This window comes from Cedecea sp. B1(4), assembly GCF_059414925.1.
Window position 1 is genome coordinate 633,361 of record NZ_JCAHMZ010000001.1, and the last position, 25,358, is coordinate 658,718.

Consider the following 25,358-nt stretch of genomic DNA (forward strand, 5'->3'; position numbering starts at 1 on the left):
TTTTTTGTCATGCTACTGGCTATACTTCGGCAAATGAATCGATAATATTTCATTGATCAGTGATATTTAGTCACTGATTGTTCATTGCCTGTCTGGAGGCGTATGCGTAGAAAAATTCCGAGCAGTACATCTCTGCAAGCTTTTGAAGCGGCGGCCCGGCACGGTAACTTTGCCCGGGCAGCCGAGGAGCTTTCGCTGACGGAAGGAGCCATTAGTCGCCAGATTGCACGCCTTGAATCGTTACTGGATTGTCGACTATTTGACCGGACAGGGAGCCGAGTGAAACTCAACCCTGTCGGTACGCGTTATGCCTCTCATGTTCGCGAAACGCTAAAGCGAATGGAAAGAGATACTCAGTACATCATGGGTATGCCCAGGGACAGCAGGAGTCTGGATATTGCCGCGCCGCCGACATTTTCGAGCCGGTGGCTTATCCCCCGGCTGAGCCGTTTTGCCACTTTGCATCCGGACATCACGTTAAATATTGCCGCCAGAACCGATCCTTTCGTTTTGAGCGGAAGCGGTTTTGATGCCGTAGTGCATTTTGAGCATGCCGCGTGGGCCGGGATGCGCGTGCAATTTCTCTTTGAGGAAAAACTGGTTCCCGTATGCCACCCGAGCTTGTTAACAGATCATGAGGGAAAGGGGCAGTTGAAGGATTTACCAAGAATTCACCGACGACTAAACCCGGATGCATGGCTTCACTACGCCCGTGCAACGGGCATAAGCCTGGATAATCTGGCGCAGGGTGCCCGGTACGATCTTCATGAAATGGCCATTGCTGCCGCACTGGCTGGACAAGGCGTTGCCCTGGTACCACGCATGTACGTTGCACAAGAACTCGATAGCGGAAGGCTGGTCGCCCCCTGGCCGGAATCAGACTCGTTGAGTAAAAAATTCTGTTTAGTTAAACCGGTGGAAACGGGAATCAACGAATCTGCATTAAGCGATTTTGAGCGCTGGCTACTGGCCGAAATAAATACGCAAACAGGGACATTCCGCTAATATAGTGACGCAGCCTATAGCGTAATACCATTAAGGTGAAGAATGACTATTCAGGTTTTAATTCCAGACGATTATCAGCTTGCCACTCAGGCACTCACTTTTCTCCACAACTATGATAAGTTCCGCTGCACTTCGCTTGGGGATTTGACGAAAAGCGCTCAGGCAGACGAGGCGCTTTTGAATGCTCAGGCATTAATCCTTATTCGTGAAAGAACCGTGGTTGATGAGGCATTCTTACGCCGAACACCAAATCTAAAGCTGATCAGCCAAACGGGTAAATTGGCAAGAAATGTTGATATTGAAGCCTGTACTCGGGCAGGTGTTGCGCTGGTCGAAGGGGTGGGTTCTCCGGTGGCTCCGGCAGAATTAGCCTGGTTATTGATTATGGCCTCGAGGCGTAAACTGGTCTCCTCAGTGAATGCGATGAGAGAAGGGCGATGGCAAACGGAAATAGGATCTGCGGTTAGTCAGCAAGTCATCGGTATTCTTGGGTTCGGCAAGATAGGTAAACGCCTTGCAAGTTATGCGCAGGCATTTGATATGCAGGTTCAGGTTTGGGGAAGTGAACGGGCTAAGGAGGAGGCGCGGTCTGCCGGATTTCTGGTGCCGGAAAATCGTGAACAGTTTTTTGCTACATCCGATATTGTCACCGTGCACCAGCGTTTAGTGGCGCAAACAGAAGGTAATATTACCTTTGCCGACCTGTCTGCGATGAAAGCCGACGCCTTGTTCGTTAATACCAGTCGTGCGGAGCTGGTTGCGGAAGGGGCACTTTACGAAGCGCTAAAACAGGGTCGCCCTGGCTATGCTGCGCTGGATGTTTACGAGGATGAACCTGTTTATAACACAACTCACCCTTATTTAAGTATGCCGAATGTATTGTGTACTCCTCATCTTGGCTATGTAGAACAGGCCAGTTACGATTTATATTTCAAAGTAGCGTTTGATAATGTCATTCGGTATTTCGAAGGGGATAGATCACAGGTGATAAATTTATCATTTTGATAACCGATGGTGTGCAAAATAGATAATGTCAGATGCCACTGGAGTGCTGGATAATTTGCACTTCTCGACGTTAATAATGCGGTAGCCAGAGGTTATAGGTGAAGTTGAAATTTTATTTTTCTCTCTGGTTGCCCAGCTGTTTTTATTCAAAGCATCACGTAAGCGAGCGCTAAGGACCCCAACATGAATCCATTTCATCAACTGACGGCCACCAGCCTGACTGGCCAGCAGATCGCTCTGTCCGATTACGCCGGTAAGCTGGTGCTGGTGGTGAATACCGCCAGCCAGTGCGGCTTTACGCCGCAGTACGCAGGCCTTGAGGCTCTCTATAAAAAATACGCCGCACAGGGGCTGGTGGTGCTGGGTTTCCCCTGCAATCAGTTTGGTAAACAGGAACCCGGTGACGCCAATGAAATCGCGCGGACCTGCCACATTAACTACGGTGTGAGCTTCCCGATGTTCGCAAAGGTTGAGGTTAACGGCACCGCTGCGCATCCTGTGTTTCGTTATCTGAAAAATGAATTGCCGGGCGTGCTGGGGGGGCGCATCAAGTGGAACTTCACAAAGTTCCTGATTGGTCGGGACGGAAATCCGCTGAAGCGCTTTGCACCGTTCACTACCCCGGAGAAAATGGAAGCTGCAATCGTGGCGGCACTTAAAATCTGAGCGTGCCCAGCATTCAATCAATAAAGAAATCAGGCGTGGCTAAAAGCGACAGTAATACATCCGGAAAAATAGAAGTTAAACAACTCTGTTACTCGCAAAAACTATCCTGCCCATTTTCCTGCAGGCAGGATAGTCGCTTCGGGGTCTATAAATTAAAGATTGGTACACTGTCCGGTGGTTTTACTCCGCCATGATTTACCCCCGGAGTTTTTGCAATTATGCGCATCCTTATTATTAAGGATTTTTCCGGTACAATTTTTTGCTGACCAGCATTCATTACGATTGGCATTTGCCTCGCTCGTTTTATGTTCGTCAGCTGGCTGAACGAGAGGGGGTTTTTCATTTGCTGGCAAAGCCCCGGTTGCTGGTTTCTGTGTATCAGCCATCGCCATGCCCTGGCAAAGAACAGCGGTGAGAATTGCGATAACGAGTGTTTTCATGACGCATCTCCAGACTCAAGTTTGAACAGGGTTTGTACTCTGTAGCTTTTAAAGAACTGCATTTGTGCCCATTCAGAAACGGCGACCAGGCTGACATTGCCTTTTTTAGTCCGGCGGTAAATAACTACCGCAGTACTAAATACCCAGGGAACAATCAGCACATCGCTGTCCTGTGGCGCGGTGAAGGACTCTTCTACAATTTTTTCAGTCACGGATTCACGGCTCACTTCCAGGACATTGGTTACGCCAAATTCCATATCCATACTGGAAGCCACTTCTGAGCCGGTAATTGGGTCGGCGGCTTTTTCTGAAAGAGATGTTTTGAGTGACCAGTTGACGGTGAGGACGTTTTTAATGGCCGAAGTGACCGTTACTTTCTCACTGGTGCTGCGCGTTGAACCGGCCGGAACGTTAATAAAGGTTCGCGGGTTATTGCCTACGCTATAAATTGCCACGGCAAAATATTCGTCAATGAACAAGTCTTGTGCATACGGTGTTGGGTAATCAACATCACCAATACCCTCCCAAAGCGCTGGCTCTACAACCAAAGGTTCTGAGCGTGCTAATAGGCGCTTCGTCAGGTAAGGCCCATCAGGGATGTACTGCAGCGGGTTAAAATCATCAATGGCCTGCAAATCTTTCTCGACATCGCTCCAGTTGCGCACGTCCGGGTTTTTTGCAGCCAGCTCGAGGAGCCAGGTACGGTACTCTTCCTCGACAGCATCATTCTCTTTTATGTTCACCGGGGTGACTCCTTCATCCAGTATTAACAGCTTTTTGTCCCGCCCGGCCCGGATTGTTATGGAGCGACTAAAGTCATGGCCGCCGCTCGGCAAATTCGTCCACCCGCTGGCGGTCAATGCGCCTCCCGCGATCAGGCTGGAGTCGTTAGACCCGCTGAAAGGGACATCGATCATCAGAGAGACGGCGCCGTACCCTTTTTGACCTGGAGGGACTTTATCTTTCCATTGCGCGTGGCATTCATATCCTGTCCATGTTCCCCTGGCCGCGCGGATACCCAAAGCCTGAACGGTCGCGTTAGGCTCAATGCTTATTGGCCCCCTGTCATCGACGGAGTTGCGGTACCAGGTTCCCCATTCTATTGAACTACTGTCTACCTCGAGCACCCTGTCCGTGGCATTGGTTATAGTCAGATAAAAAGTCCAGGCCATATTTATACTCCTCATTAAAAGTCAGCTAACTAAATAGCGAGCAGAGCAAATATCAAAGGCGAGAATATTGCTGTGTGAGTTGAAAAATTAGAGTGGTGCTGTTTTTTTGTCAAAGCCACCATTTTTGGTGTGGGGATATATTCCTTATAAAACACAGGGGCCCTTTTATGCTGACTTAAAGGACTAATAACCAGAGCGACGGGGTTGTAGGGATAAATTATTTTTGGCTGATTTTTTATGCTGACATGAAGAAAATAAAGATGATATTTATCTTATTTTAGGGTGGGTGTATTTATTTATAATCACTTTCATGAAAGCTGGAATATAGAATGCAAGATATTTTAAGCGGTTACTCACTTAATTAATAATATATTCAGATCTGTCATTGACGGAGAGCTTAAAGATTGGGTAAAAAAGCCCAGCGGTTATTCAACCGCCAGGCTGGCTAGATAAACTTCCGGTTATTTACCCAGAATCTCTCTACGGACGATCTCGGCACCGGCGCTTAACGCGTGCAGTTTGCCTCTGGCCACATGGCGCGGCAGCGGAGCCATACCGCAGTTGGTGGAAGGGTAGAGATTTTCGGCATCAACGAACTGCAGCGCTTTGCGCAGCGTGTTGGCGACTTCTTCCGGGGTTTCAATGGCGTGGTTGGCCACGTCGATGGCGCCCACCATCACTTTCTTGCCGCGAATCAGCTCGAGCAGGTCCATCGGTACGTGGGAGTTGTGGCACTCCAGCGAGATGATGTCGATGTTTGAGGTCTGCAGCTTTGGAAACGCCTCTTCGTACTGGCGCCACTCCGAGCCCAGCGTTTTCTTCCAGTCGGTATTGGCCTTGATGCCGTAGCCGTAGCAGATGTGCACGGCGGTTTCGCACTTCAGGCCTTCGATGGCGCGTTCCAGCGTGGCGATGCCCCATTCGTTAACTTCGTCGAAGAACACGTTGAAGGCCGGCTCATCGAACTGAATGATGTCCACGCCGGCAGCTTCCAGCTCTTTCGCTTCCTGGTTCAGGATTTTGGCGAATTCCCAGGCCAGTTTTTCGCGGCTTTTGTAGTGGTTGTCATACAGCGTGTCGATCATGGTCATCGGGCCAGGCAGCGCCCATTTGATTGGTCGGTCTGTCTGTTTGCGAAGGAACTTAGCATCTTCCACAAACACCGGTTTCTGGCGAGCCACGGCGCCGACCACGGTTGGGACGCTGGCATCGTAGCGGTTACGGATGCGCACGGTTTCGCGTTTTTCGAAATCCACGCCGTCCAGGTGTTCGATAAAGGTGGTCACAAAGTGCTGACGAGTCTGCTCGCCGTCGCTGACGATGTCGATATCGGCCAGCTGTTGTTCGTGCAGCGCCAGGCGCAGGGCATCCTGCTTACCCTCAATCAGTTCCTGATCCTGCAGTTTCCACGGTGACCACAGCGTTTCAGGCTGGGCCAGCCAGGACGGTTTAGGCAGGCTGCCGGCAGTGGACGTAGGCAATAATCTTTTCATGTTGAATAACCTTGTATTTGGTGTCTCAAAGAGGGTAGTTGGCAGACCACTGCTCTAAAATTGTTTGGTACGGTTTGATGAAGTGCTCTTCAGTAAACTTCCCTTGTTCGATGGCCAAACGGCTGCGTTCTTCACGATCGTAAACAATTTGAGTAAATGAATGATCCTGGTGGTTCAGGCTTGGCTGGAAGCACAGCCCGGCCGGAGAGTTCGCGTTGTAAATCTCCGGGCGATAGATCTTCTGGAACGTCTCCATGGTGCTGATGGTGCTGATAAGCTCGAGATTCGAGTAGTCATTCACCAGGTCGCCCGTGTGGTAGAAGGCAAACGGTGCCACGCTGTTTGGCGGCATGAAGTAGCGAGCCTTCAGCCCCATTTTGTTGAAATAGAGATCGGTCAGGGAAGATGAATCTTGTTCATATTCGATGCCGAGCACCGGGTGGCGGTTCCCGGTCTGGCGGTAAACGTTTTTGCTGGAGACGCTCAGGCAAATGACCGGCGCTTTGTTGAAGTTTTCTTTGTAGGTGTCTGAGCCAACAAAGTGTCTGAACAAGTTCCCGTGCAGGTCGCCGTAGTTTTCCGGAATGGTGAATTTTTCACGATCCTGGTTGTACTCTGGCAGCAGAACGCTGAAATCATAGTCGCGGACGTAGGAGGAGAAGTTGTTCCCGACGATGCCTTCGATGCGCTGGCCGGTTTTCTTATCCAGCACGTGCGTTTTTAAGATCTCAATCGCCGGGAAGGTGTTGCCCTTGCCCTCGACATCCAGCTCAACGGAGATAATTTCAAGTTCAACGCCGTAGCGGTCGGAGGTGGGGTTGTCCCAGTTCGCCAGGGAGTTGAAGCGGTTATCAATCATGATCAACGCGTTACGCAGGTTCTCCTGACGCTTCTCGCCGCGGGCCAGGTTAGCAAAATTGGTTGTGATGCGCGTATTCCCTGATGGGTTGTAATTCTCATCAAAAACAATGCTCTTAAGAGTAAAAGTAAACGCTTTAGTCATGGTAATCCGGCACCTTAATTCTGTTTTTTGCCTGTATCTACTGCTTGATTTCTCACAGATAACCTTTGGTTATCTGTGGTTTTACCTGTCAGTAATCTTCACATTGCATGTCGTTAACAATATTGCATCTTTTATGCCTGAGTCACAGTTTTAGTAAAAGTGATTTAATTTCATTAGAACATGAGCGGTGTTCATGATTTGGAATATGGCCCGGAGAGGTGTCCTCCGAGCCGGATGAATCGGTCAGTTATCGACCTTTGGTGGGCGAATTTTGAACCAAATCGCATACATGGCGGGCAGGAACAGCAGCGTCATAAAGGTGCCGCCAAACGTCCCGCCGATGAGCGTGTACGCTAGTGCTCCCCAGAAGACGGAATGGGTCAGGGGAATAAACGCCAGAATCGCCGCCAGGGCGGTCAGCAGCACCGGGCGTGAACGTTGGATCGTCGCTTCAACCACGGCATCAAAAGGCGTCAGCCCGGCCTGCTCGTTATGCTTAATCTGGCCGATGAGGATCAGCGTGTTGCGCATCAAAATCCCCGAAAGCGCAATCAGCCCCACCAGGGCGTTGATGCCGAACGGCTGGTTGAAAATCAGCAGCGTCGGCACCACGCCGATAAGCCCCAGCGGGCTGGTGGCGAACACCATCAGCATGGCTGAGATCGACCTAACCTGAAGAATAATCACCAGCAGCGTTAGCGCGATCATGATCGGGAACAGCGGAGCCATTGCCGCCGTGGCCTTGCCGGATTCTTCAATGGCGCCCGCTTCTTCGATGCGGTACCCCTCCGGAAGCTCAGCCACAATAGGTTGAATTTGTTTCACGATCGCCGTCGACACATCCGGCGGCTGAAGGCCATCGGCGACATCGCCCCGCACGGTAATGGTTGGCGTTCTGTCGCGACGTCGGAGCACCGGATCTTCCATCACAACTTCAACCTTACCGATTTGCGAGAGCGGCACTTTTTGCCCGTTCGCGCCAAAGAGCGTTAGCGCGGCGAGCTGTGCCGGGTCGTCCCGCACGCTGCCTCGCGCTCGCCCGGTAACCTGCACGGAACGGATATCTTCTCGTACTTCGGTCAATGGCGCGCCGGAAAGCAGAAACTGTAATTGCTGCGAGACGGAAGCGGTGGTTAAGCCCACGGCGTAAAGCCGGTCCTGGTTCAGGGTGAAATGCAGGGTAGGAACCCGGGAGCCCCAGTCGATGTTCACGGTGCGCATCAGCCCGCTTTGATTCATCACTTTTTCAACCCGTAACGAAATCGTTCTGAGCACGTTAGGGTCTGGCCCCATCACGCGAAACGCCACCGGGTAAGGCGTATAAGGTCCGAAGACAAGTTGGGTGACGCGCACCTGCGCCTCCGGTGCCAGGCCGTTGCTGATGGCCTGCCGCAGCCGCATTTTCAAGGCTTCTCGTGCATCGGGATCGGGTGTGAGAATCACGATTTTTGCGAATGAAGGATCGGGCAGCTCCGGGGCCATAGCCAGGTAGAAACGCGGCGCGCCCTGGCCAATGTAGGAGGTGACGATTTTTGACTCTTTCTGAGCGCTGAGCCATTGCTCAATGCGCTCGGTAGTCTTCGTCGTTTGCTCGATAGACGTCCCGTAAGGCAACTGAACTTCTACCAGCACTTCCGGGCGGTCTGAGATGGGGAAGAACTGCTTTTTCACCACGGCCATTCCGGCTATCGCCAGCACAAACAGGCCGACGACCGAACCGGCGGTCAGCCACTTGCGGGCGATGACTTTTTTCAGCAATACCCGGAAGCGATTGTAATTTTTGCTGGTGTACAGCGCGTGTTCCGCCAGTGCGGCTTTGTGCATATCGGGTAGCAATTTCACGCCGAGATAGGGCGTGAATACCACGGCCACCAGCCAGGAGGCGATGAGCGCGATTCCGACGATCCAGAACATGTTGCTGGTGTACTCCCCGGCGGTGGAGTGGGCGAAGCCATTCGGCATAAAGCCGATGGCGGTTACCAGCGTGCCCGCCAGCATGGGCGCGGCGGTGTGGCTCCAGGCGTAGGCGGAGGCTTTCACGCGGCTGTAGCCTTCCTCCATTTTCACCACCATCATTTCAATGGCGATGATCGCGTCGTCCACCAGCAGGCCCAGCGCCAGAATGAGTGAGCCTAAGGTTATCCTGTCGAAGTTTTTATCTGTGGCGGCCATGACGATAAACACCACTGCAAGCGTTAGCGGCACGGCGGCGGCAACCACGATGCCCACTCGCCAGCCCATGCTGACAAAGCAGACCACCATTACCACCAGCAGGGCGACAAAAAACTTCACCATAAACTCATCGACGGCGGAGCTGATGTTCACTGACTGATCGCTGACTTTACTGAAGCTCATGCCGAGCGGCATCGTGTCGTTGATTTTACGGGTTTCCTGATCCAGGGCTTTGCCCAAATCAAGCCCGTTCCAGCCGTCGCGCATGACCACGCCGAGCAGCAGGGCTGGCTCGCCGTTGTTTCTGACGAGGAACGTGGCCGGATCTTCATACCCGCGCTCGACGTCAGCTACGTCGGACAGTTTCAGCGTTTTACCCTGGGCCACAATGGGGGTATCGCGGATTTTTGAGAGCTGATCCAGCGCGCCATCCACGCGGATAAACACCTGCGGACCAGCAGTTTCTATTGAGCCTGCGGGGGTGAGCAGGTTCTGGTTACTCAGCGCCTGAAAGATGTCCAGCGGCGAAACACCAAGCGTGGCAAGCCTGTCATGAGAGAACGAAACAAAAATGCGTTCCGCCTGTTCACCGATAATATTTACTTTTTTCACGCCGGGGACGTGCAGCAATTGCTGGCGCAGGTTCTCAGCATCGCGCACCAGCAGGCGCTGCGGCTCGCCTTTTGCTTTCAGGGCAAACAGCGCGAAGGTCACATCCGAAAATTCGTCATTCACCAGCGGGCCAATCACGCCATCAGGCAGATTTTTGGCCTCATCGCTGATTTTTTTCCGCGCCTGGTAAAACTCCTCCGGCACGCTGGCAGGCAGCGTGCTGTCTTTTAGGGAGACCACGCTGTAGGCAAGGCCCGGACGGGTATAGGTTTCGGTGCGGTCATAATCGTCCAGCTCCTGCATTCTCTTTTCCAGCGGCTCGGCCACCAGATCCTGCATTTGCTGCGCGGTGGCCCCCGGCCAGGCGGTGATCACGGTCAGTTGTTTCACCGTAAAAGGCGGGTCCTCGGCTCGGCCCAGTTTAAAGAACGCGATGATCCCGGCCAGCGTAATGAGCAGGATCAGGAAAAGCGTGACTGATTTTTCGCGTACCGCGAGGGCGGAAAGGTTAAAGCGAGAGTCGCTCATTACGGTGCTCCCGCCAGATCGGTAGCGCCCTGTGCAAGCAGTCTGACTTCTTCGCCGTCATGCAGCAGATGTGCGCCGAGGGCAACGATGCTCGCGTGGCCGTCGATTTGGGTGGCAACAATGGCGGATTCGTCGGTGATGCGGCGGATGCTCACCGGGTGCCAGCTCACTTTGGCGGGTTTGCCGCTCACTACCCAAACGCCGGTGCCTTTATCTTTCCCGGCGTCATAGAGCGAGGCCAAAGGCACAATCACGTTTTGTGAGGGAGTACCTGCGTCAGGAATGGTGACGGTCACCGTGCTGCCGAGCGGTGCCTGGGCAAGTACGCCAGCGAGCACAAACTTCGCTTCAAATGTGCGGGTTTGTGGGTCGGCGGCGTCGGAAAGCTGACGTAAGGTAGCGGCCACGGGAGCGCTATCTGAACCGTAAAGATGAGCCTGAGCTACGGTGCCCAGCGCCGGGCGCAGCGTTTCCGGCAAATCGACGACCGCTTCACGCAGGCCCGCCCGGGCGAGACGAATCACCCCTTGCCCGGCGGCGACAACCTGGCCTGGCTCGGCCAGCGTATCCACTATCACGCCGTCAGAATCAGCCGTCAGCACCGCATAATTCATGGCGTTTTTAGCCACATTGGCCTGTGCAATGGCCGCCTGCAGATCCGCTCTGGCGCTGTCGGCCTGGGCTTTGATTTGATCGTACTGCGAGGCCGAAATCGCGCCGCTGCCGACAATGCTTCTGTAGCGGGCCTCATCGGCGGCGGCCTGTTTAGCGCGGGCTTTGGCGGCTGCGACGGCCTGATCCTGCGCTTTAGCCTGCAGGCTTAAATCCTGAGGATCGAGTCGCAGCAGGGGCTGGCCGTTTTTTACCGTCTGGCCTTTGTCCACCAGGCGCTCAAGAATTTTTCCCGGAACGCGAAAACCGAGGTCGCTTTGGATTCGGGAGGCGACAATGCCGGTAAAAGCCCGGGCGTCATCATTGGCGGACTGAACCGCGACAACGCGAACCAGCGGAGGCTGAGTACGCGGATCCTCTGGCTGAGATGAGTCACCGCAGGCGGTAAGCGCCGAGCACAGCAGCGCCACGGCAACTGGAAAAGGCTGAAGACGAAACATACGTTCCCTTATAAACGCGGAGCAGGAACGCAGATAATTATTCAAGTGACCAATTTAGTCAATGGTCACAAGATGCGGTCAGGGCATTAAACTTTTCAGGATCAGCGCGGGCAAAAGCTGTTCGGCCTGCTTAGCCAGTTCAAGGTTGTATTGCAGCTGTATCGGGCTGATAAACGGCAGCATAACCAGAAAAACGGCATTCACGGTGTCATCCATCGGGCTGCGGCGCTCGAATTCGCCGGACTGGCGGCCTGCATGAATAATGGCGGTAAGCACTTCCCGCAGCTGCAGCTTGTAGCGTTCGGCCGAGGGCCAGTTCTCCAGGCAGGAAACAATGGCGATGTCGTGGAGCTTACGGTCGTAGAAAAACAGATCGCTGCCTGCGGCAATGAGCGCGCTGAACATCGCCCGCAGCTTAGCCGACGCCCCGGGGGCGTCATCCACTGACTGACTGACGATTGCCATCATTTTTGTCAGGCGGTTGTCGCAGATAACTTCGCCGATTTCCTGCTTGGATTTGAAGAACTTGTAGATATAAGCCTTGGAATAGCCGATGGCTTTGGCGAGATCGGATACCGTCGTTTTTTCAAACCCGTAGTGGCCAAAGAATTCGGTCGCCGCCTCGATGATCTGTTCCCTGACGCTATGTTCCGCAGGCCCTCTGGTTTCCCCGCCCTGAACGTGAGTTTCAGACATATTTTCTCCCTGTGTTCGGATTTGTGAATGGGGACTATTGTAGCATTGGGTCACTTTGATCGGGATGTTATAAGCTTTAAAACGTCAGGTACGGCATAACAGCATGGGGAATGATTTGAATGAATATCGGTGAACTTGCCCGAATGACCGGGCTGAACGCCTCACGTATTCGGTTTTACGAACGTGTTGGTTTGCTGAAAGCCATAAAGCGGCAGTCCAATGGCTACCGGCACTATTCTGCGGAAGCCGTATTGATACTGAATCTGATTGTGACCGCTCAGAAAGCAGGTTTTTCACTCGATGAATTGCGCGCGCTGTTGCCTGGCGATCTTATGAAATGGGACCGTGAGCAGCTCCTGACCACATTACGCCGGAAAGTCGCTGATATTGAACAGATTGAGCTGCAGTTAGCGCAAAACAAAGCGCAACTCGCTTCGCTGCTGGAGGAGATTGAGAACAGGCCGAATGATCTCGATTGTGAGGCAAACGCCAGACGGGTGTTAACAAAAATCCCTAAAAACGATTGACCTTAAACTTAACTTTAAGCTTAGGGTCTGGGTTTGTTATCTCCCCAGGTATAAACCCATGAACGTATTTGACGAGTTATTTCTGCCGAATGGCACGCGCGTAGCGAACCGCCTGGCTAAGGCCGCCATGGAAGAGAACATGGCGGACGCGGATCACGCGCCCTCTCAGCCGCTTATTCAGCTTTACCGGCGCTGGGCTGAAGGTGGGGCTGGTTTGATTATCACCGGCAACGTGATGATAGACAGCCGCGCGATGACCGGGCCGGGCGGAGTGGTGCTGGAAGATGACGGCCAGCTGGAGAAATTCCGCCGCTGGGCACAGGTTAGCCGCGCACATGGGGCTCAGGTGTGGATGCAAATCAATCATCCGGGGCGGCAGATGCCGGCGGGATTAGGGCAAAAAACCTGGGCACCTTCTGCGGTTGCGCTCGACCTTGGGAGCATGTCCCGTCACTTTGCTGTGCCGCAGGCAATGGACGAACAATCGATCGATGAGGTCATTACTCGCTTTGCCACGACGGCGAATCTGGCAGAGCTGGCGGGCTTCTCCGGCGTCGAGATTCATGCCGCCCACGGTTATCTGCTAAGCCAGTTTCTATCTCCTCTGTCTAATCAGAGAACGGACCGCTGGGGTGGGTCGCTTGAGAACCGGGTTCGCCTGTTGTTAGAAGTTATTAACGCAGTGCGCGCAGTGGTTTCTCCTCGATTTACCGTGGCAGTAAAACTCAATTCTGCGGATTTTCAGCGTGGGGGATTTAGCGCCGGGGATGCAAAAGAGGTCGTTCGGTTACTTGGGGAACTGGCGGTGGACATGGTCGAGCTTTCGGGCGGCAGCTACGAAGCGCCAGCCATGCAGGGCGAAAGCCGCGACGGGCGAACGCTGGCACGTGAAGCTTACTTTCTTGAGTTTGCGACGGATGTTCAAGAGATTGCCCGAATGCCGCTGATGGTGACGGGTGGGGTTCGTCGCCTTGCTGTGGCGCAAACGGTGGTTGAAAGCGGCGTAGCAGTGGTGGGAATGGCTACCGCACTGGCGCTTAACCCGGCATTGCCACGTGAGTGGTTCCAGGGCGACTACGCCGAACCACAGCTTCCCCCCGTCAGGTGGAAAAATAAGCCTCTGGTCGCGCTGGCAAATATGGCTTTGGTAAAATATCAGTTGCGCAGAATGGGCGGGAATAAACGCCCCAACCCCTCTGTTTCTCCACTGTGGGCGCTACTGTTGCAGCAGGCTGACAGTATGTTAAGAGCCAAAAAGTATCGTAAGTGGATAGCAAGCCGTCAGCGGTAATTGGCTCAGTGGGCAAACAGCTGGATAAAGCGTTTCACCGTCGGAGAGCGTTCAAACTGCCGCCAGGCCAGCGCAATGTCCGTTTTCACCTGGTCACCGCGAATCGCGTGGAAGGTGACGTTGGGGCAGGCGATGCAGGTCATCGATTGAGGAACTAAGGCAAACCCGAAGCCTGCCGAGACCATGCTTAACGAGGAAGAAATTTGCGAAGCCTGGCAGGCACTTTTCAGATCGATGCCCGCCCGCAGGCAGGCGTTATACATCAGTTCATATAATCCGGGGGCCACTTCTTCCGGGAACAGCACTGGCGGGACATCGGCCAGCGCCTGCAGGGCCAGTTCTTTCTCCCCGGAAAGAGGATGGTCCCTGTGCAGGGCAATCATCATCGGCTCTTCGTCAATTAGCTTGAGCGTAAACCGCTTGCTGCTTTCACAGGGCAGGCGAACAAACGCCACGTCCAGCAAGCCATCATCCAGTTCCTGCATCAGACCCGCCATATTGGTTTCTCGCTGGCGCAGTTCGATGGCCGGATAGTGCGCCTGAAACTGGCGCAGCAGAGAAAAAATCTTTGGATTAAACGCGTTTGAACTGGTTATCCCGAGCGACAGCTTGCCGTTAATACCGCGGGCGATGCCGCGGGCTTTCTCCAGCGCGGCATCGCTGTGGGCCAGAATCTGACAGGCATCCTGATAAAACGCTTCTCCCGCATCCGTCAGCTCTACACCTCTGGTTAAGCGGTGCAGCAGGGGCGTGCCCACTTCACGCTCCAGCCGCTGAATCTGCTGGCTAAGAGGAGGCTGCGAAATACCCAACAGCTCGGCTGCCCGGGTGAAATTATGCGTCTGGGCAACGGCGACAAAATAGCGGAGATAGCGAAGTTCCATATCGAAAACGTCTCAAACCAGAAGGGCTTTTATATTGGAACTGTGAGCTGGATCACGTCAACATTTAATTAATGTTTCTTAACCTTCAGCCCGAGGTGACAGACGCCATGAGCGATCTAACTCTATGTTCCTGCGAAGAAAGTCTTTTAGAGATGGTCGAGACCTTCGCCGCAGCCAATAAAGAAAACATGATATATCAGACTTCATTGATGAGCGCATTATTGAGCGGCGTCTATGAAGGGGAAACCACCATGGCCGACCTGCTTAAGCACGGTGACTTTGGCCTGGGGACTTTTAACGAGCTGGACGGCGAGATGATTGCCTTCAACAGCAACGTGTATCAATTACGGTCAGACGGCAGCGCCAGAGCGGCCAGCCCGCAGCAGAAAACCCCGTTTGCGGTGATGACCTGGTTTAAACCGCAATACCGCTTGCGCATCAATAGCCTGACCAGCCGTCAGAAACTGCACGAGATTATCGACGCAAAAATTCCCTCCGATAACCTGTTTTGTGCGCTGCGCATCGACGGTCATTTCCACCACGCGCATACCCGCACGGTACCGCGCCAGAAGCCGCCATATCGCGCCATGACTGACGTGCTGGACGACCAGCCGGTGTTCCGCTTTAACGGCCGTAAAGGCGTGCTGGTGGGGTTCCGCACCCCACAGCATATGCAGGGCATCAACGTGGCGGGCTATCACGAACACTTTATTACCGATGACCGCCAGGGCGGCGGGCATCTGCTCGATTATCAGCTGGAGCAAGGCGAGCTGACCTTCGGTGAGATCCACAAGCTGATGATCGATCTTCCGGCAGACAGTGCATTTCTTAACGCCAACCTGCACCCCGAAAATCTCGACGCGGCTATCCGCGCGGTTGAAAACTAGCGTTCCCTGAGGAGATGTGAGCCATGAATAATAAAAAACCTTTGCGCCAGTGGGCGCACGGCGCTGACATGGTGGTCAGCCAGCTTGAAGCTCAGGGCGTGAAGCACGTCTTTGGGATCCCAGGGGCGAAGATTGATAAGGTCTTTGATTCGCTGAACGACTCGCCGATTGAACTTATTCCGGTCCGCCACGAAGCCAATGCAGCCTTTATGGCGGCGGCGGTGGGGCGCATCACCGGGAAAGCGGGCGTGGCGCTGGTGACCTCCGGCCCTGGCTGCTCAAACCTGATCACCGGCATGGCAACAGCCAACAGCGAAGGCGACCCGGTTGTGGCGCTGGGCGGGGCGGTAAAACGTTCCGATAAAGCCAAACTGGTACATCAAAGCATGGACACCGTGGCGATGTTCAGCCCGGTGACGAAATACTCGGTGGAAGTCCCTTCTTCGGACGCCATTGCGGAGGTGGTTTCAAACGCTTTCCGCGCCGCCGAGCATGGTCGTCCTGGCAGCGCTTTTGTCAGCCTGCCGCAGGACATCAGTGACGGCCCGGCAACCGGGAATATTTTGCCCGCTAACGGATTGGTGAAAGCAGGTGCAGCGCCTGACGCCGCTATTAACGATGTGGCGAAACTTATCTCGCAGGCCAAAAATCCTGTATTCCTGCTTGGGCTGATGGCAAGCCAGCAGGAAAACAGCGCGGCGCTGTTCCATCTGCTGGAAAAAAGCCATATCCCGGTCACCAGTACCTATCAGGCCGCTGGGGCGGTGAATCAACAGCACTTTTCTCGCTTTGCCGGGCGTATTGGGCTGTTCAATAACCAGGCCGGTGACCGCCTGTTACAGCTTGCGGACCTGGTTGTTTGTATCGGCTACAGCCCGGTGGAGTATGAGCCGGCGATGTGGAATACCGGTGATGCCACGCTGGTTCATATCGACGTTCTGCCCGCCTATGAAGAACGCAACTACGTGCCGGACGTCGAGCTGGTGGGCGATATCGCCAGCACGCTGGACAAACTCACCGCCCGTATAGAAAAACCGCTGGTCCTTAGCCCACGTGCGTCAGAAATCCTTGTGGACAGGCAGCATCAGCGTGAACTGCTGAGCCGCCGGGGGGCGCAACTGAACCAGTTTGCGCTTCACCCGCTGCGTATTGTCCGGGCGATGCAGGACATTGTGAACGACGACGTGACCCTGACCGTCGATATGGGCAGTTTCCACATCTGGATCGCCCGTTACCTTTATAGCTTCCGCGCCCGTCAGCTGATGATCTCTAACGGCCAGCAAACCATGGGCGTAGCGCTGCCGTGGGCCATTGGCGCATGGCTGGTGAATCCGGGCCGCAAGGTGGTTTCGGTGTCCGGCGACGGCGGTTTCCTGCAGTCCAGCATGGAGCTGGAAACGGCGGTGCGCCTGGGCGCTAACGTGCTGCACATCATTTGGGTGGATAACGCCTACAACATGGTGGCGATTCAGGAAGAGAAAAAGTATCAGCGTCTGTCCGGTGTGAACTTCGGGCCGGTGGACTTCAAAGCTTACGCAGACGCCTTTGGCGCTCGAGGCTTCGCGGTGGAAAGCGCGGAGGCGCTGGAGCCAACTTTACGCGCCGCTATGGATGTGAATGGTCCGGCGGTGGTCGCGATTCCGGTTGATTACAGCGACAACCATCTGTTGATGAGTCAGCTGCACCTCAGCCAAATTCTTTAAACTACAGAAGGATATTGTGATGAAAAAAGTAGCATTGGTTACCGGGGCCGGTCAGGGGATCGGGAAAGCTATCGCGCTGCGTCTGGCTAAAGACGGCTTTGCCGTCGCCGTGGCGGACTACAACGCCAAAACCGCAAAAGAAGTGGCGGACGAAATTAACCGCAACGGAGGCCGCGCGCTGGAAGTGACTGCGGACGTGTCCGACCGCGATCAAGTCTTCGCCGCCGTTGAGGCTGCCCGCAAAGGACTGGGCGGTTTTGATGTCATCGTTAACAACGCTGGCGTAGCCCCTTCTACGCCTATCGAGGACATCACCCCGGAAATCGTCGATAAGGTCTATAACATCAACGTGAAGGGCGTAATTTGGGGTATTCAGGCTGCGGTTAAAGCCTTCAAAGCAGAAGGTCACGGTGGGAAAATCATTAACGCCTGTTCCCAGGCGGGCCACGTAGGTAACCCGGAACTGGCGGTTTACAGCTCCAGCAAATTTGCCGTGCGCGGCCTGACCCAAACCGCTGCGCGCGACCTGGCCCCGCTGGGCATCACGGTGAACGGCTACTGCCCAGGGATCGTCAAAACGCCGATGTGGGCCGAAATCGACCGCCAGGTGTCTGAAGCAGCGGGTAAACCGCTGGGTTATGGCACCGCAGAATTCGCCAAACGCATCACTCTGGGACGTTTGTCCGAGCCGGAAGATGTGGCTGCCTGTGTGTCTTACCTGGCCAGCGCGGACTCTGACTATATGACCGGGCAGTCGCTGCTCATCGACGGCGGAATGGTCTTTAATTAAAAAAAGGTTTTAATGTGGAGTACCTTTTGGCCTGGCGGGGAACCGTTGGGCCTTTTTTATTTGCCACTGTTTATCTTAAGTTTTTTATCCACCTCTATACTTTGTCATGGCAACGGCCAGAAAAATCACAGAAAGGACCGGACATGACAAACCTGTCGCAGACGGACGGCGCGGAAGCCTCCGGGACAACGCCGCATAAATTTATCCTCGCAGGAAGCGCTCTTGGCGTGGTGTTTGGCGATATCGGCACCAGCCCGCTTTACACCCTGAAAACGGTGCTGCTGTTATCCGGTAACAATCCCACCCCGTCGGTTATCCTGGGGCTGCTGTCGCTGATTATCTGGACGCTGATCCTTATCACCTCGGTGAAGTACGCGATGTTTGCGATGCGCATCGACAACCACGGCGAGGGCGGCATTATGGCGCTGATGTCGCTGCTGGTGGCGAGAGACAAAGGCTCGCGCTGGGTGGTACTGGCGGCTTTATTGGGCGCGGCGCTGATCTACGGTGACGGGGCGATTACGCCCGCGATTTCAGTGCTCTCCGCCATTGAAGGACTGAATATGATCCTGCCGGAGGCAGAAACCTGGGTGCTGCCAATTGCGGTGACGATTCTGGTATTGCTGTTTGCCGTGCAGCCCTTCGGCACGGCTAAAATCGGTAAAGTATTCGGACCGATTATGGCGCTGTGGTTTATTGCTATCGCCGGGCTTGGGATTTGGGGTATCGCGCAGCATCCGGCCGTGCTGCTGGCTATCAATCCCTTGTACGGCCTGCAGTTTCTCGTCTCTAATGGTTTTGTCAGTTTTATGGTGCTGGGTGGCGTATTTCTGTGCGTCACCGGGGCGGAAGCGCTGTATGCCGACATGGGGCATTTCGGGAAAAAGCCTATCTGGATGGCGTGGTACGGCGTGGTTTTCCCGAGTCTGCTGCTGAACTACGCGGGGCAGTCGGCGCTGATCCTTTCCGGGGCCGATATCACCCAGAATATCTTCTTCCGCCTTTGCCCGCCGGCACTGCTGATCCCGCTGGTGATCCTTGCCACGCTGGCCACCATTATTGCCAGTCAGGCGATTATCACCGGGGCATTTTCGATGACCCGGCAGGCGATTCAATTGGGCTGGCTACCGCGCCTGCGCATTCGCCAGACGGCGGCGGAGAGCTACGGGCAAATTTATATCGGCGTGATCAACTGGCTGCTGATGGGCGTCACGCTGTTCCTGACGGTGTTCTTCAAGTCGTCCGAAAACCTGGCGGCGGCTTACGGGATTGCGGTATCTCTCACCATGCTGATGACCTCCGGGCTGCTGTACGTGGCGATGCGTCACATCTGGCAGTGGCGGCGGCTGACCAGCGCGCTGGTGGCGGGGGGCTTTTTGATCGTCGATACCTGCTTCCTGATCGCTAATCTGATCAAGGTACTGGAGGGCGGTTATATTCCACTGCTGTTGGCGGCGATTGTCTGCACGACGATGCTGGTCTGGCACCGTGGCGCGGCGGCGGCGTCCAGGGCGGTGAACGAAAAGGTGATCGATGTGAACACCTTCTTCGCCGCGCTGAAAGAGCGTGGCGTGCCGCGCGTGCAGGGTTCAGCGGTGTTTCTGACCAAAACGCGCAACGGTATTCCGCCGGTGATGCGGTGGCATGTGGCGCGCAACCACGCGCTGCAGGAGCAGGTGCTTTCGCTGACCATTTCTATCATGAACGTCCCGCGCGTACCGGCTGGAGAGAGGTTGGTGATCGTGGAGCAGGCACCGAACTACTGGCGCGGTATCGCCCAGTACGGCTTTATGGAAAGACCGCATATTCCTGAACTTATGGCGAGATTGGGAGAGATGGCTTGCGCCTTCAGCGTGGAGGATGTGACCTATTATTTGGGCCATGAAACCATCGTGGCCCGTGAGGACGGAAAGGGGATGCCAGCCTGGCAGCGTAAGTGCTTCGCGTTCATGGTGAGAAACGCCACGCACGTGACGCACTATTACCGCCTGCCGAGCGACAGCGTGGTAGAGATCAGCCGCCGGATAGCAATTTAACCCGCCCGCAGGACCAGGCGAATAAAACTGTCGATGTCGTCCAGCGCCAGCTGCCTGTCTGCGGGGGCTGAGGCGACCAGCAGTTTGTCCGCATAACCGTTTAGCAGGGCGCTAAACTGGCGCGTAGTTCTGGCGGCATCCACTGCTTTAAACACGCCGGCCGCAATGCCGTCATCGACGATATCGGCCAGCACTTTTTCCCATTTTTGCGTCATCACCAGCGCAAGCTCGGCCCATACGCTGCTGTGCGCAGCCTGGTGCCACAGCGCGCCGTAAAGCTGCCAGACAGCGTCCGGCGCGTGAGGGAGATACGTGTGGATCAAGCGTTGCAGCTTATCTTCCGGGGAAAACGTGTTGGTTTCAGCGGTAAACTTGTGCAGATCGGCCATCAAAAACGCCGTCATAGATTCAATGCAAAGCGTTTGCCAGTCGCTGAAGTAGTGGTAAATGTGGCTCCGCGAGATGCCCACCCGCTCGGTGAGTTCGCGGGTGGTCACCTTTTCAATGCCTTTCTCAATGAACAGCTCAATGGCCCCGCTCAGGATTTTGCTTCTTAGCGTGTCCGGTGCTTCTTTCATGACGTTTCCACGGTTATCTGAATCGCTGGTGTAGCATCTTATCAGTTTTTAACTCGTTGGCTGGACAGCTTTTCCGGCTGGCGCAGCACATATTTCAAGATCGCGGTGCTGACGGCGACCAGCACGGCGGCACAGATAATCACCGTCAGATAGGCATGGCTGAAGGCGTTTCGCGCCAGCTCTTTCAGCAGGGCGGCGCTTGCCGTGCTCATCGAGCCTGCAAGGTGTAGAGCCTCATCCAGACTGTCGTACGCGCTGTTTCCTGCGACCAGGCCTTCAGGCAACACCAGGCTTGCGCTGTAGACTGCGGTCATCAGGCCACCCAGCAACGTGACGCCAAGTACGCCGCCCATTTCCCATGAGACATCCTCAATCGCGGCGACCATGCCGGCTTTTTCTTCCGGGGCATTGAGCATGATGGATGTTGATGCAGCGGTAAACGCCACGCCAAGTCCAAGCCCGATGATAAACAGCGCGGCGAGCTGTGGCGTCAGGCTGTAATCGGCCAGCAAAGCCATACTCGTCATGCCCATCGCTGTCACCAGCAGGCCGAAGACCATAAGTTTGGCGCCGCCCCAGCGTGGCAACACGACGCCGGCCAGCGGTGAAGCCAGGGCCGAGCCAATCGGGATAGGGAGAATCGACAGCCCGGCTAACAGCGGCGTCAGGCCCAGGACAAGCTGCAGGCGCTGGGTCAGCACCAGCTCAATGCCGGTAAGCGCGATCATGGTGATAATCGCCACGCTAATGCCGCTGGCAAACATGCGGTTACGGAACAGCGAGAAATCGATCATCGGCTGGGCCGAACGCTGTTGGCGACGAACAAACAGCGTTAAAAAGACGACGCCAGCCAGCAAAGAGCCGGCCACGGTTAGCCACGAGGCATCCATCTTGCTGAGTTCCTTGAGCGCGTAAATCACGCCTACCAGGCCAAGCATAATCAGCAGTGAAGCGGTGAAATCACAGGGACGGTTGGCGTTCCCCGCATCCCGTGGGATCAAGAACCAGGCAAAAACGATAACCAGCAAGACGACCGGCACGTTAATCAGGAAGACCGATCCCCACCAGAAGTACTCCAGCAGCACGCCGCCAATAACCGGGCCAAGCGCCGCGGCGGCAGAAGCCACGGCAGACCAAATGCCGATGGCCAGCGCCCGTTCGCGCTCGTTGGTAAAGACCTGACGCACGATGGCAAGCGTGGCTGGCATCATCATCGTGGCACCTATAGCAAGAAACACGCGTGAAGCGATCAGCAGTTCAGCCGTGGGCGAGTAGGCCGCGCAGAGCGAAGCGAGGCCGAAAACAGGTAACCCGGACATAAAGAGCAGCTTGTGGCCCAGGCGGTCACTCAGCATGCCCGCGCCGGGTAGCAGGCCCGCCGCCACCAGCGGATAGGCGTTAATGATCCACAGTTTTTCAGACGCCGTAGCGTTTAAGGCCTGGGTGAGCCTGGGCAGTGCCGTGTAAAGCACCGTCATATCTATAATGATCAGGAAAAGGGTGCTGGTCAGGATCGCCAGAATCAGCCAGCGGTTAGTGAAGCGCATGTTGAATGCCTCTAAAATAATCCAAACTTGAGCGGTTGCTCAAGCGTGAAATATACTTGAGCGGTTGCTCAAAAACAAGTTCGATATTGCCGCGTATTTAGCGGCGGTTTACTTGTTGTGAAGGGGGGGATCGCGATAAGGTAGCCGCCTGCGAGGATATTCATTCAGGTTTGAGCACAGGGCAGGGAAATGAAAAAACTGATCGTGATGTTACATGGCGTAGGGAGTTCCGGGGCGGATCTCGAAGGGCTGGGACTTTTTGTCCAGCAGGTCATGCCGGAAGTGCTATTTGCCTCACCGAACGGTAGCGAGCCTTTTGACGGCGGCGGCGATGCCTGGCAGTGGTTCAGCCTGGAAGACGTGACTGCACAAAACCGCCCGCAGCGCGTTGTAGAGGCCCGGGCCGCGTTTGATGCGAAGCTGGAAGCTATTTTTAAGCAGCATGACGTGATGCCGGGTAAAGATCAGGTCATTCTGCTGGGCTTCTCTCAGGGATCTATCATGGCCCTGGATGTTCTGGCCACCTCCCGTTTTCCACTGGCGGGCGTGGTGGCGTTTTCCGGGCGTCTTGCTTCACCCAAACCGTATCACGTGGCGGCAGATGCGTCGGCGCTGTTGATTCATGGTATGGCGGATCAGGTGATCCCGTGGGCTGAAAGTGAAGCGGCTGCCGCGGCATTAATTGAAGCCGGCGCGGAAGTTGAAACGCTGTTTGAACCCGGCGTGGTGCATACCATTAGCGCCGATGGCGTGTCGCAGGCGCTGGGGTATATTGCGGAGCGTTTTGAGTTAGATCCTGAGTGATTTTTTCCCACACCCCAAGCGGGGTGGGAACTGGAACGAGCATAGGTGTTCGGTTTGCACCCTCACTCTACCCCTCTCCCTGAAGGGAGAGGGAAAATAGATTGTGTACTGTTCTAACCTGGCTTGCTGTTTCTCCTTCGCCCCTCCAGGGAGAGGGGCAAAATCTTCAGGACTTGCTCATATCACTCAGCAGCACCGCAATACTTTTCCCGCCTTCCGTTTGTTCCAGCGCAATCTTCACCGCAATCGTCAGCGGCACAGACAGCAGCATACCGACCGGGCCGAGCAGCCAGCCCCAAAAGATGAGCGACAGGAATACCACCAGCGTAGAGAGTCCAAGCCCTCGGCCCATCATGCGCGGCTCCAGGATATTGCCAAACACCAGGTTAATCAGAAGATAACCCGCTACGACAATCAGGGCCTCGTACAACCCGTTAAATACCAGAACCTGCACCACCGGCGGGATGGCCGCCAGCACCGAGCCGATGTTTGGAATATAGTTGAGTGCGAAGGCCAGCAGCCCCCAGATAAAGGCAAAGCGGACGTCAAGGGCGGCAAGCATGCCCCATACGACAAGGCCGGTGACGATGCTGATGGCCGTTTTTAGCACCAAATAATGGCTGACGCTGTCCAGCGCACGCTGAATGGCGCCCATACCTTCTTCCGGGCGAGCCATCAGCTGCTGCAGCTTGCGCGGCAGTTGTGGGACCTCAATTAGCATAAACACCACGGTCAGCAGCAGTAAAAAGATAGACGTCATCGCGTTGGAAAGCTGCGTCAGAAGACCGGTAACCAGCGTCATCAGGGCATTAGGATCGACATACTTCATTAACTCATCGACAGAAACAGACATTCCCGCGCGCTGCAGCCAGGGTTCAAGGGTTTTTAACGGCACCACCAATGAAGAGCGGTACTGCGGCAGGGTCCGCGCAAGTTCGTTTAGCGAAGTGCCGAGATAGGCCAGCAGCAGCACCATGCTCAGGATAATGACGACAATCACCAGGCTGATGGCCAGCACGCGCGGCACCCGAAGCCGTTCAAGACGACGAATTAGCGGGTTTAGAATAACGGCAATAAATAGCGCCAGAATAAATGGCACGATGATGTCGGCAGCCGCTTTAATACCCACCAAAATAATGACCAGCATGCCCAGCATAATCACGGCTTTCAGTGCGTTGAGTGTAATAATTGGTTTTGCCATCGTGGCAGGTTCTCCAGTGTGCGGGCGGGGAAATAATACATCACCGTTAAAACAGGTGTCCCTTTATTACGTTATTTTAAACGTTAAAAACAGTTTAATACATTGTGTTTTTGCTGTCGCTTTGCGTAAAGGAGTGTAAAGGTAAGCCGCTAACATGCCGAATTATGGTATAAAATCGCCGTGTTTAACTACTGAGGACAATTTTCTATCCGCAACTGATGAGAAGCAACACCGCGGGTAAGTTGGAAATATTATGGACAATACGTTCAGCACTTCATTCAATCAGCATTCTGTTTTTACCACCTCCACATCTTCACTCTCTGGTGAGCAGCACTGGCGCAACGCGCTATAGTCCCTTTCTTCTGACATTTTTTCTGGTTTTCAAATTTTCGCTTGCTCGTCGTGTGACGTGGCTTGTCGGTTTTTTGTATCTTTATTTTCTCTGTCAGGAGAGAAATCATGATTTATTGGATTTTATTGGGGTTAGCCATCGCTGCCGAAATTACCGGCACCTTGTCAATGAAATGGTCAAGCGTAAACGAAAGTAATATGGGGTATATTTTCATGCTGGTCATGATCGCGATCTCCTATATTTTTCTGGCATTTTCGGTTAAAAAAATCGCACTTGGCGTGGCATATGCCATGTGGGAAGGCATCGGTATTCTGTTTATTACAGTCTTCAGCGTCATGCTGTTTGATGAGTCCATTTCACCGCTAAAAATACTTGGCTTAACTACGCTGGTTATTGGTATTGCGCTGATTAAATCGGGTACGCGAGAGAAAAAATCACGCCCGGTGATATCAGAGAAAGGGGAACATCATGCAGCCGTTTGAGTGGGTACACGCCCTGTGGCTAACGTTAGCCATTATTCTGGAAATCGTCGCCAATATCTTTTTAAAACAATCTGATGGTTTCAAACGCCCGATTTACGGCGTGCTGTCTCTGCTGGCCGTGCTGGCCGCGTTCAGTGCTCTGGCTCAGGCCGTTAAAGGCATTGAGTTATCCGTCGCCTATGCGCTCTGGGGCGGGTTTGGTATCGCTGCCACCGTGGCCGCGGGCTGGATCCTCTTCGGCCAGCGCCTTAACCGCAAAGGTTGGGTTGGTCTAAGTTTGTTGCTGATAGGGATGGTTATTATCAAAATTGCCTGATCCATCACGCTGCCCGTTAATTATTCGGGCAGCGCTTTCCTCAGGGTGTATTACGC

Annotated in this window: 24 protein-coding genes; 13 read left to right on the forward strand and 11 right to left on the reverse strand. The window is 54.5% G+C overall.

Going from position 1 to position 25,358, the window contains the following annotated elements; genetic code table 11:
• Positions 1–102: 102 nt before the first annotated feature.
• The 3 genes from ACR6JA_RS03095 to ACR6JA_RS03105 all read left to right on the forward strand — a co-directional run bounded on the left by ACR6JA_RS03095 (position 103) and on the right by ACR6JA_RS03105 (position 2,676).
• Positions 103–1,005 carry a LysR substrate-binding domain-containing protein gene (locus tag ACR6JA_RS03095; protein WP_494493565.1) on the forward strand — a complete coding sequence of 301 codons (903 nt, stop codon included), beginning with the start codon at positions 103–105 and terminating at the stop codon, positions 1,003–1,005.
• A gap of 42 nt (positions 1,006–1,047) precedes the next feature.
• Positions 1,048–2,010, forward strand: coding sequence for a D-2-hydroxyacid dehydrogenase family protein (locus ACR6JA_RS03100; RefSeq protein WP_494493566.1), 963 nt, complete (start codon positions 1,048–1,050; stop codon positions 2,008–2,010).
• A gap of 183 nt (positions 2,011–2,193) precedes the next feature.
• Positions 2,194–2,676 (forward strand): glutathione peroxidase, encoded by a 483-nt coding sequence (locus tag ACR6JA_RS03105; RefSeq protein WP_494493567.1) that lies wholly within the window; start codon positions 2,194–2,196, stop codon positions 2,674–2,676.
• Between the two features lie 152 nt (positions 2,677–2,828).
• Here ACR6JA_RS03105 and ACR6JA_RS03110 read toward each other — a convergent pair whose 3' ends face one another.
• The 7 genes from ACR6JA_RS03110 to ACR6JA_RS03140 form a co-directional block, all read right to left on the reverse strand.
• Entirely contained in the window at positions 2,829–3,116 is a 288-nt protein-coding gene (locus ACR6JA_RS03110; RefSeq protein WP_213716992.1) for a hypothetical protein, read from the reverse strand.
• A complete protein-coding gene (locus ACR6JA_RS03115; protein WP_213716993.1) occupies positions 3,113–4,288 on the reverse strand; it encodes a hypothetical protein in 1,176 nt (391 codons plus the stop codon). Before ACR6JA_RS03115 ends, ACR6JA_RS03110 begins: the two co-directional genes overlap by 4 nt.
• Positions 4,289–4,749: 461 nt before the next feature.
• Positions 4,750–5,781 carry a methionine synthase gene (locus ACR6JA_RS03120; RefSeq protein WP_008459294.1) on the reverse strand — a complete coding sequence of 344 codons (1,032 nt, stop codon included), beginning with the start codon at positions 5,779–5,781 and terminating at the stop codon, positions 4,750–4,752.
• Positions 5,782–5,806: 25 nt separating this feature from the next.
• Entirely contained in the window at positions 5,807–6,784 is a 978-nt protein-coding gene (locus tag ACR6JA_RS03125) for a DUF1852 domain-containing protein (RefSeq protein WP_045782386.1), read from the reverse strand.
• Between the two features lie 243 nt (positions 6,785–7,027).
• A complete protein-coding gene (locus ACR6JA_RS03130; protein ID WP_494493568.1) occupies positions 7,028–10,096 on the reverse strand; it encodes an efflux RND transporter permease subunit in 3,069 nt (1,022 codons plus the stop codon).
• A complete protein-coding gene (locus ACR6JA_RS03135) occupies positions 10,096–11,208 on the reverse strand; it encodes an efflux RND transporter periplasmic adaptor subunit (protein WP_494493569.1) in 1,113 nt (370 codons plus the stop codon). Before ACR6JA_RS03135 ends, ACR6JA_RS03130 begins: the two co-directional genes overlap by 1 nt.
• A gap of 78 nt (positions 11,209–11,286) precedes the next feature.
• Positions 11,287–11,904 carry a TetR/AcrR family transcriptional regulator gene (locus tag ACR6JA_RS03140; RefSeq protein WP_213716221.1) on the reverse strand — a complete coding sequence of 206 codons (618 nt, stop codon included), beginning with the start codon at positions 11,902–11,904 and terminating at the stop codon, positions 11,287–11,289.
• Positions 11,905–12,023: 119 nt separating this feature from the next.
• Between ACR6JA_RS03140 and ACR6JA_RS03145 the strand changes: the two genes are divergently transcribed.
• Both ACR6JA_RS03145 and ACR6JA_RS03150 read left to right on the forward strand, forming a co-directional pair.
• A complete protein-coding gene (locus ACR6JA_RS03145) occupies positions 12,024–12,431 on the forward strand; it encodes a MerR family transcriptional regulator (RefSeq protein ID WP_494493570.1) in 408 nt (135 codons plus the stop codon).
• 58 nt (positions 12,432–12,489) lie between these two features.
• The gene (locus ACR6JA_RS03150) at positions 12,490–13,722 is read left to right on the forward strand and encodes an NADH:flavin oxidoreductase/NADH oxidase family protein (RefSeq protein WP_494493571.1); all 1,233 of its coding nucleotides are present in this window, start codon (positions 12,490–12,492) and stop codon (positions 13,720–13,722) included.
• Between the two features lie 5 nt (positions 13,723–13,727).
• On the opposite strand, the gene ACR6JA_RS03155 is transcribed toward ACR6JA_RS03150, so the two are convergent.
• Positions 13,728–14,606 carry a LysR family transcriptional regulator gene (locus ACR6JA_RS03155; RefSeq protein WP_213716224.1) on the reverse strand — a complete coding sequence of 293 codons (879 nt, stop codon included), beginning with the start codon at positions 14,604–14,606 and terminating at the stop codon, positions 13,728–13,730.
• 107 nt (positions 14,607–14,713) lie between these two features.
• Between ACR6JA_RS03155 and budA the strand changes: the two genes are divergently transcribed.
• From budA to ACR6JA_RS03175, 4 genes are all read left to right on the forward strand, one after another.
• Positions 14,714–15,493, forward strand: coding sequence for an acetolactate decarboxylase (gene budA / locus ACR6JA_RS03160; protein WP_034809472.1), 780 nt, complete (start codon positions 14,714–14,716; stop codon positions 15,491–15,493).
• Positions 15,494–15,516: 23 nt separating this feature from the next.
• Complete coding sequence (gene alsS, locus ACR6JA_RS03165; RefSeq protein ID WP_213716225.1) at positions 15,517–17,196, forward strand: acetolactate synthase AlsS; 1,680 nt, start codon at positions 15,517–15,519, stop codon at positions 17,194–17,196.
• Between the two features lie 19 nt (positions 17,197–17,215).
• On the forward strand, positions 17,216–17,986 hold the full coding sequence (locus ACR6JA_RS03170; protein ID WP_008459277.1) for a (S)-acetoin forming diacetyl reductase: 771 nt from the start codon (positions 17,216–17,218) through the stop codon (positions 17,984–17,986).
• A 143-nt stretch (positions 17,987–18,129) separates the two neighbouring features.
• Positions 18,130–20,022: a potassium transporter Kup gene (locus ACR6JA_RS03175; protein ID WP_213716226.1), complete on the forward strand. Its 1,893-nt coding sequence runs from the start codon at positions 18,130–18,132 to the stop codon at positions 20,020–20,022.
• On the opposite strand, the gene ACR6JA_RS03180 is transcribed toward ACR6JA_RS03175, so the two are convergent.
• Together ACR6JA_RS03180 and ACR6JA_RS03185 are read right to left on the reverse strand one after the other, a co-directional pair.
• Positions 20,019–20,600, reverse strand: a complete 582-nt coding sequence (locus ACR6JA_RS03180) for a TetR/AcrR family transcriptional regulator (RefSeq protein ID WP_213716227.1) — start codon at positions 20,598–20,600, stop codon at positions 20,019–20,021. The genes ACR6JA_RS03175 and ACR6JA_RS03180 overlap by 4 nt on opposite strands.
• A gap of 41 nt (positions 20,601–20,641) precedes the next feature.
• The gene (locus ACR6JA_RS03185; RefSeq protein ID WP_213716228.1) at positions 20,642–22,147 is read right to left on the reverse strand and encodes an MFS transporter; all 1,506 of its coding nucleotides are present in this window, start codon (positions 22,145–22,147) and stop codon (positions 20,642–20,644) included.
• A gap of 189 nt (positions 22,148–22,336) precedes the next feature.
• Here ACR6JA_RS03185 and ACR6JA_RS03190 point away from each other — a divergent pair, with 189 nt between their 5' ends.
• Positions 22,337–22,951, forward strand: a complete 615-nt coding sequence (locus ACR6JA_RS03190) for an alpha/beta hydrolase (protein WP_213716229.1) — start codon at positions 22,337–22,339, stop codon at positions 22,949–22,951.
• A gap of 166 nt (positions 22,952–23,117) precedes the next feature.
• Here ACR6JA_RS03190 and ACR6JA_RS03195 read toward each other — a convergent pair whose 3' ends face one another.
• A complete protein-coding gene (locus tag ACR6JA_RS03195) occupies positions 23,118–24,152 on the reverse strand; it encodes an AI-2E family transporter (protein ID WP_213716230.1) in 1,035 nt (344 codons plus the stop codon).
• Between the two features lie 253 nt (positions 24,153–24,405).
• Here ACR6JA_RS03195 and ACR6JA_RS03200 point away from each other — a divergent pair, with 253 nt between their 5' ends.
• The 3 genes from ACR6JA_RS03200 to mdtI all read left to right on the forward strand — a co-directional run bounded on the left by ACR6JA_RS03200 (position 24,406) and on the right by mdtI (position 25,302).
• Positions 24,406–24,504 carry a protein YdgV gene (locus ACR6JA_RS03200; RefSeq protein WP_434082336.1) on the forward strand — a complete coding sequence of 33 codons (99 nt, stop codon included), beginning with the start codon at positions 24,406–24,408 and terminating at the stop codon, positions 24,502–24,504.
• Between the two features lie 107 nt (positions 24,505–24,611).
• Positions 24,612–24,986 (forward strand): multidrug/spermidine efflux SMR transporter subunit MdtJ, encoded by a 375-nt coding sequence (gene mdtJ, locus ACR6JA_RS03205; RefSeq protein ID WP_250153690.1) that lies wholly within the window; start codon positions 24,612–24,614, stop codon positions 24,984–24,986.
• Positions 24,973–25,302 carry a multidrug/spermidine efflux SMR transporter subunit MdtI gene (mdtI, locus tag ACR6JA_RS03210; RefSeq protein WP_213716231.1) on the forward strand — a complete coding sequence of 110 codons (330 nt, stop codon included), beginning with the start codon at positions 24,973–24,975 and terminating at the stop codon, positions 25,300–25,302. The genes mdtJ and mdtI overlap by 14 nt, the downstream gene beginning before the upstream one ends.
• Positions 25,303–25,358: the final 56 nt, after the last annotated feature.

Bases quoted from the DNA above. Each gene is read 5' to 3' on its own strand.
- ACR6JA_RS03180 (WP_213716227.1), bottom strand. From the start codon at position 20,600: ATGAAAGAAGCACCGGACACGCTAAGAAGCAAAATCCTGAGCGGGGCC.
- ACR6JA_RS03120 (WP_008459294.1), bottom strand. From the start codon at position 5,781: ATGAAAAGATTATTGCCTACGTCCACTGCCGGCAGCCTGCCTAAACCG.
- ACR6JA_RS03195 (WP_213716230.1), bottom strand. From the start codon at position 24,152: ATGGCAAAACCAATTATTACACTCAACGCACTGAAAGCCGTGATTATG.
- ACR6JA_RS03200 (WP_434082336.1), top strand. From the start codon at position 24,406: ATGGACAATACGTTCAGCACTTCATTCAATCAGCATTCTGTTTTTACC.
- ACR6JA_RS03175 (WP_213716226.1), top strand. From the start codon at position 18,130: ATGACAAACCTGTCGCAGACGGACGGCGCGGAAGCCTCCGGGACAACG.
- ACR6JA_RS03130 (WP_494493568.1), bottom strand. From the start codon at position 10,096: ATGAGCGACTCTCGCTTTAACCTTTCCGCCCTCGCGGTACGCGAAAAA.
- ACR6JA_RS03155 (WP_213716224.1), bottom strand. From the start codon at position 14,606: ATGGAACTTCGCTATCTCCGCTATTTTGTCGCCGTTGCCCAGACGCAT.
- ACR6JA_RS03145 (WP_494493570.1), top strand. From the start codon at position 12,024: ATGAATATCGGTGAACTTGCCCGAATGACCGGGCTGAACGCCTCACGT.
- ACR6JA_RS03100 (WP_494493566.1), top strand. From the start codon at position 1,048: ATGACTATTCAGGTTTTAATTCCAGACGATTATCAGCTTGCCACTCAG.
- ACR6JA_RS03095 (WP_494493565.1), top strand. From the start codon at position 103: ATGCGTAGAAAAATTCCGAGCAGTACATCTCTGCAAGCTTTTGAAGCG.
- ACR6JA_RS03105 (WP_494493567.1), top strand. From the start codon at position 2,194: ATGAATCCATTTCATCAACTGACGGCCACCAGCCTGACTGGCCAGCAG.
- ACR6JA_RS03190 (WP_213716229.1), top strand. From the start codon at position 22,337: ATGAAAAAACTGATCGTGATGTTACATGGCGTAGGGAGTTCCGGGGCG.
- ACR6JA_RS03170 (WP_008459277.1), top strand. From the start codon at position 17,216: ATGAAAAAAGTAGCATTGGTTACCGGGGCCGGTCAGGGGATCGGGAAA.
- ACR6JA_RS03135 (WP_494493569.1), bottom strand. From the start codon at position 11,208: ATGTTTCGTCTTCAGCCTTTTCCAGTTGCCGTGGCGCTGCTGTGCTCG.
- ACR6JA_RS03115 (WP_213716993.1), bottom strand. From the start codon at position 4,288: ATGGCCTGGACTTTTTATCTGACTATAACCAATGCCACGGACAGGGTG.
- budA (WP_034809472.1), top strand. From the start codon at position 14,714: ATGAGCGATCTAACTCTATGTTCCTGCGAAGAAAGTCTTTTAGAGATG.
- mdtI (WP_213716231.1), top strand. From the start codon at position 24,973: ATGCAGCCGTTTGAGTGGGTACACGCCCTGTGGCTAACGTTAGCCATT.
- ACR6JA_RS03110 (WP_213716992.1), bottom strand. From the start codon at position 3,116: ATGAAAACACTCGTTATCGCAATTCTCACCGCTGTTCTTTGCCAGGGC.
- ACR6JA_RS03185 (WP_213716228.1), bottom strand. From the start codon at position 22,147: ATGCGCTTCACTAACCGCTGGCTGATTCTGGCGATCCTGACCAGCACC.
- ACR6JA_RS03150 (WP_494493571.1), top strand. From the start codon at position 12,490: ATGAACGTATTTGACGAGTTATTTCTGCCGAATGGCACGCGCGTAGCG.
- mdtJ (WP_250153690.1), top strand. From the start codon at position 24,612: ATGATTTATTGGATTTTATTGGGGTTAGCCATCGCTGCCGAAATTACC.
- alsS (WP_213716225.1), top strand. From the start codon at position 15,517: ATGAATAATAAAAAACCTTTGCGCCAGTGGGCGCACGGCGCTGACATG.
- ACR6JA_RS03125 (WP_045782386.1), bottom strand. From the start codon at position 6,784: ATGACTAAAGCGTTTACTTTTACTCTTAAGAGCATTGTTTTTGATGAG.
- ACR6JA_RS03140 (WP_213716221.1), bottom strand. From the start codon at position 11,904: ATGTCTGAAACTCACGTTCAGGGCGGGGAAACCAGAGGGCCTGCGGAA.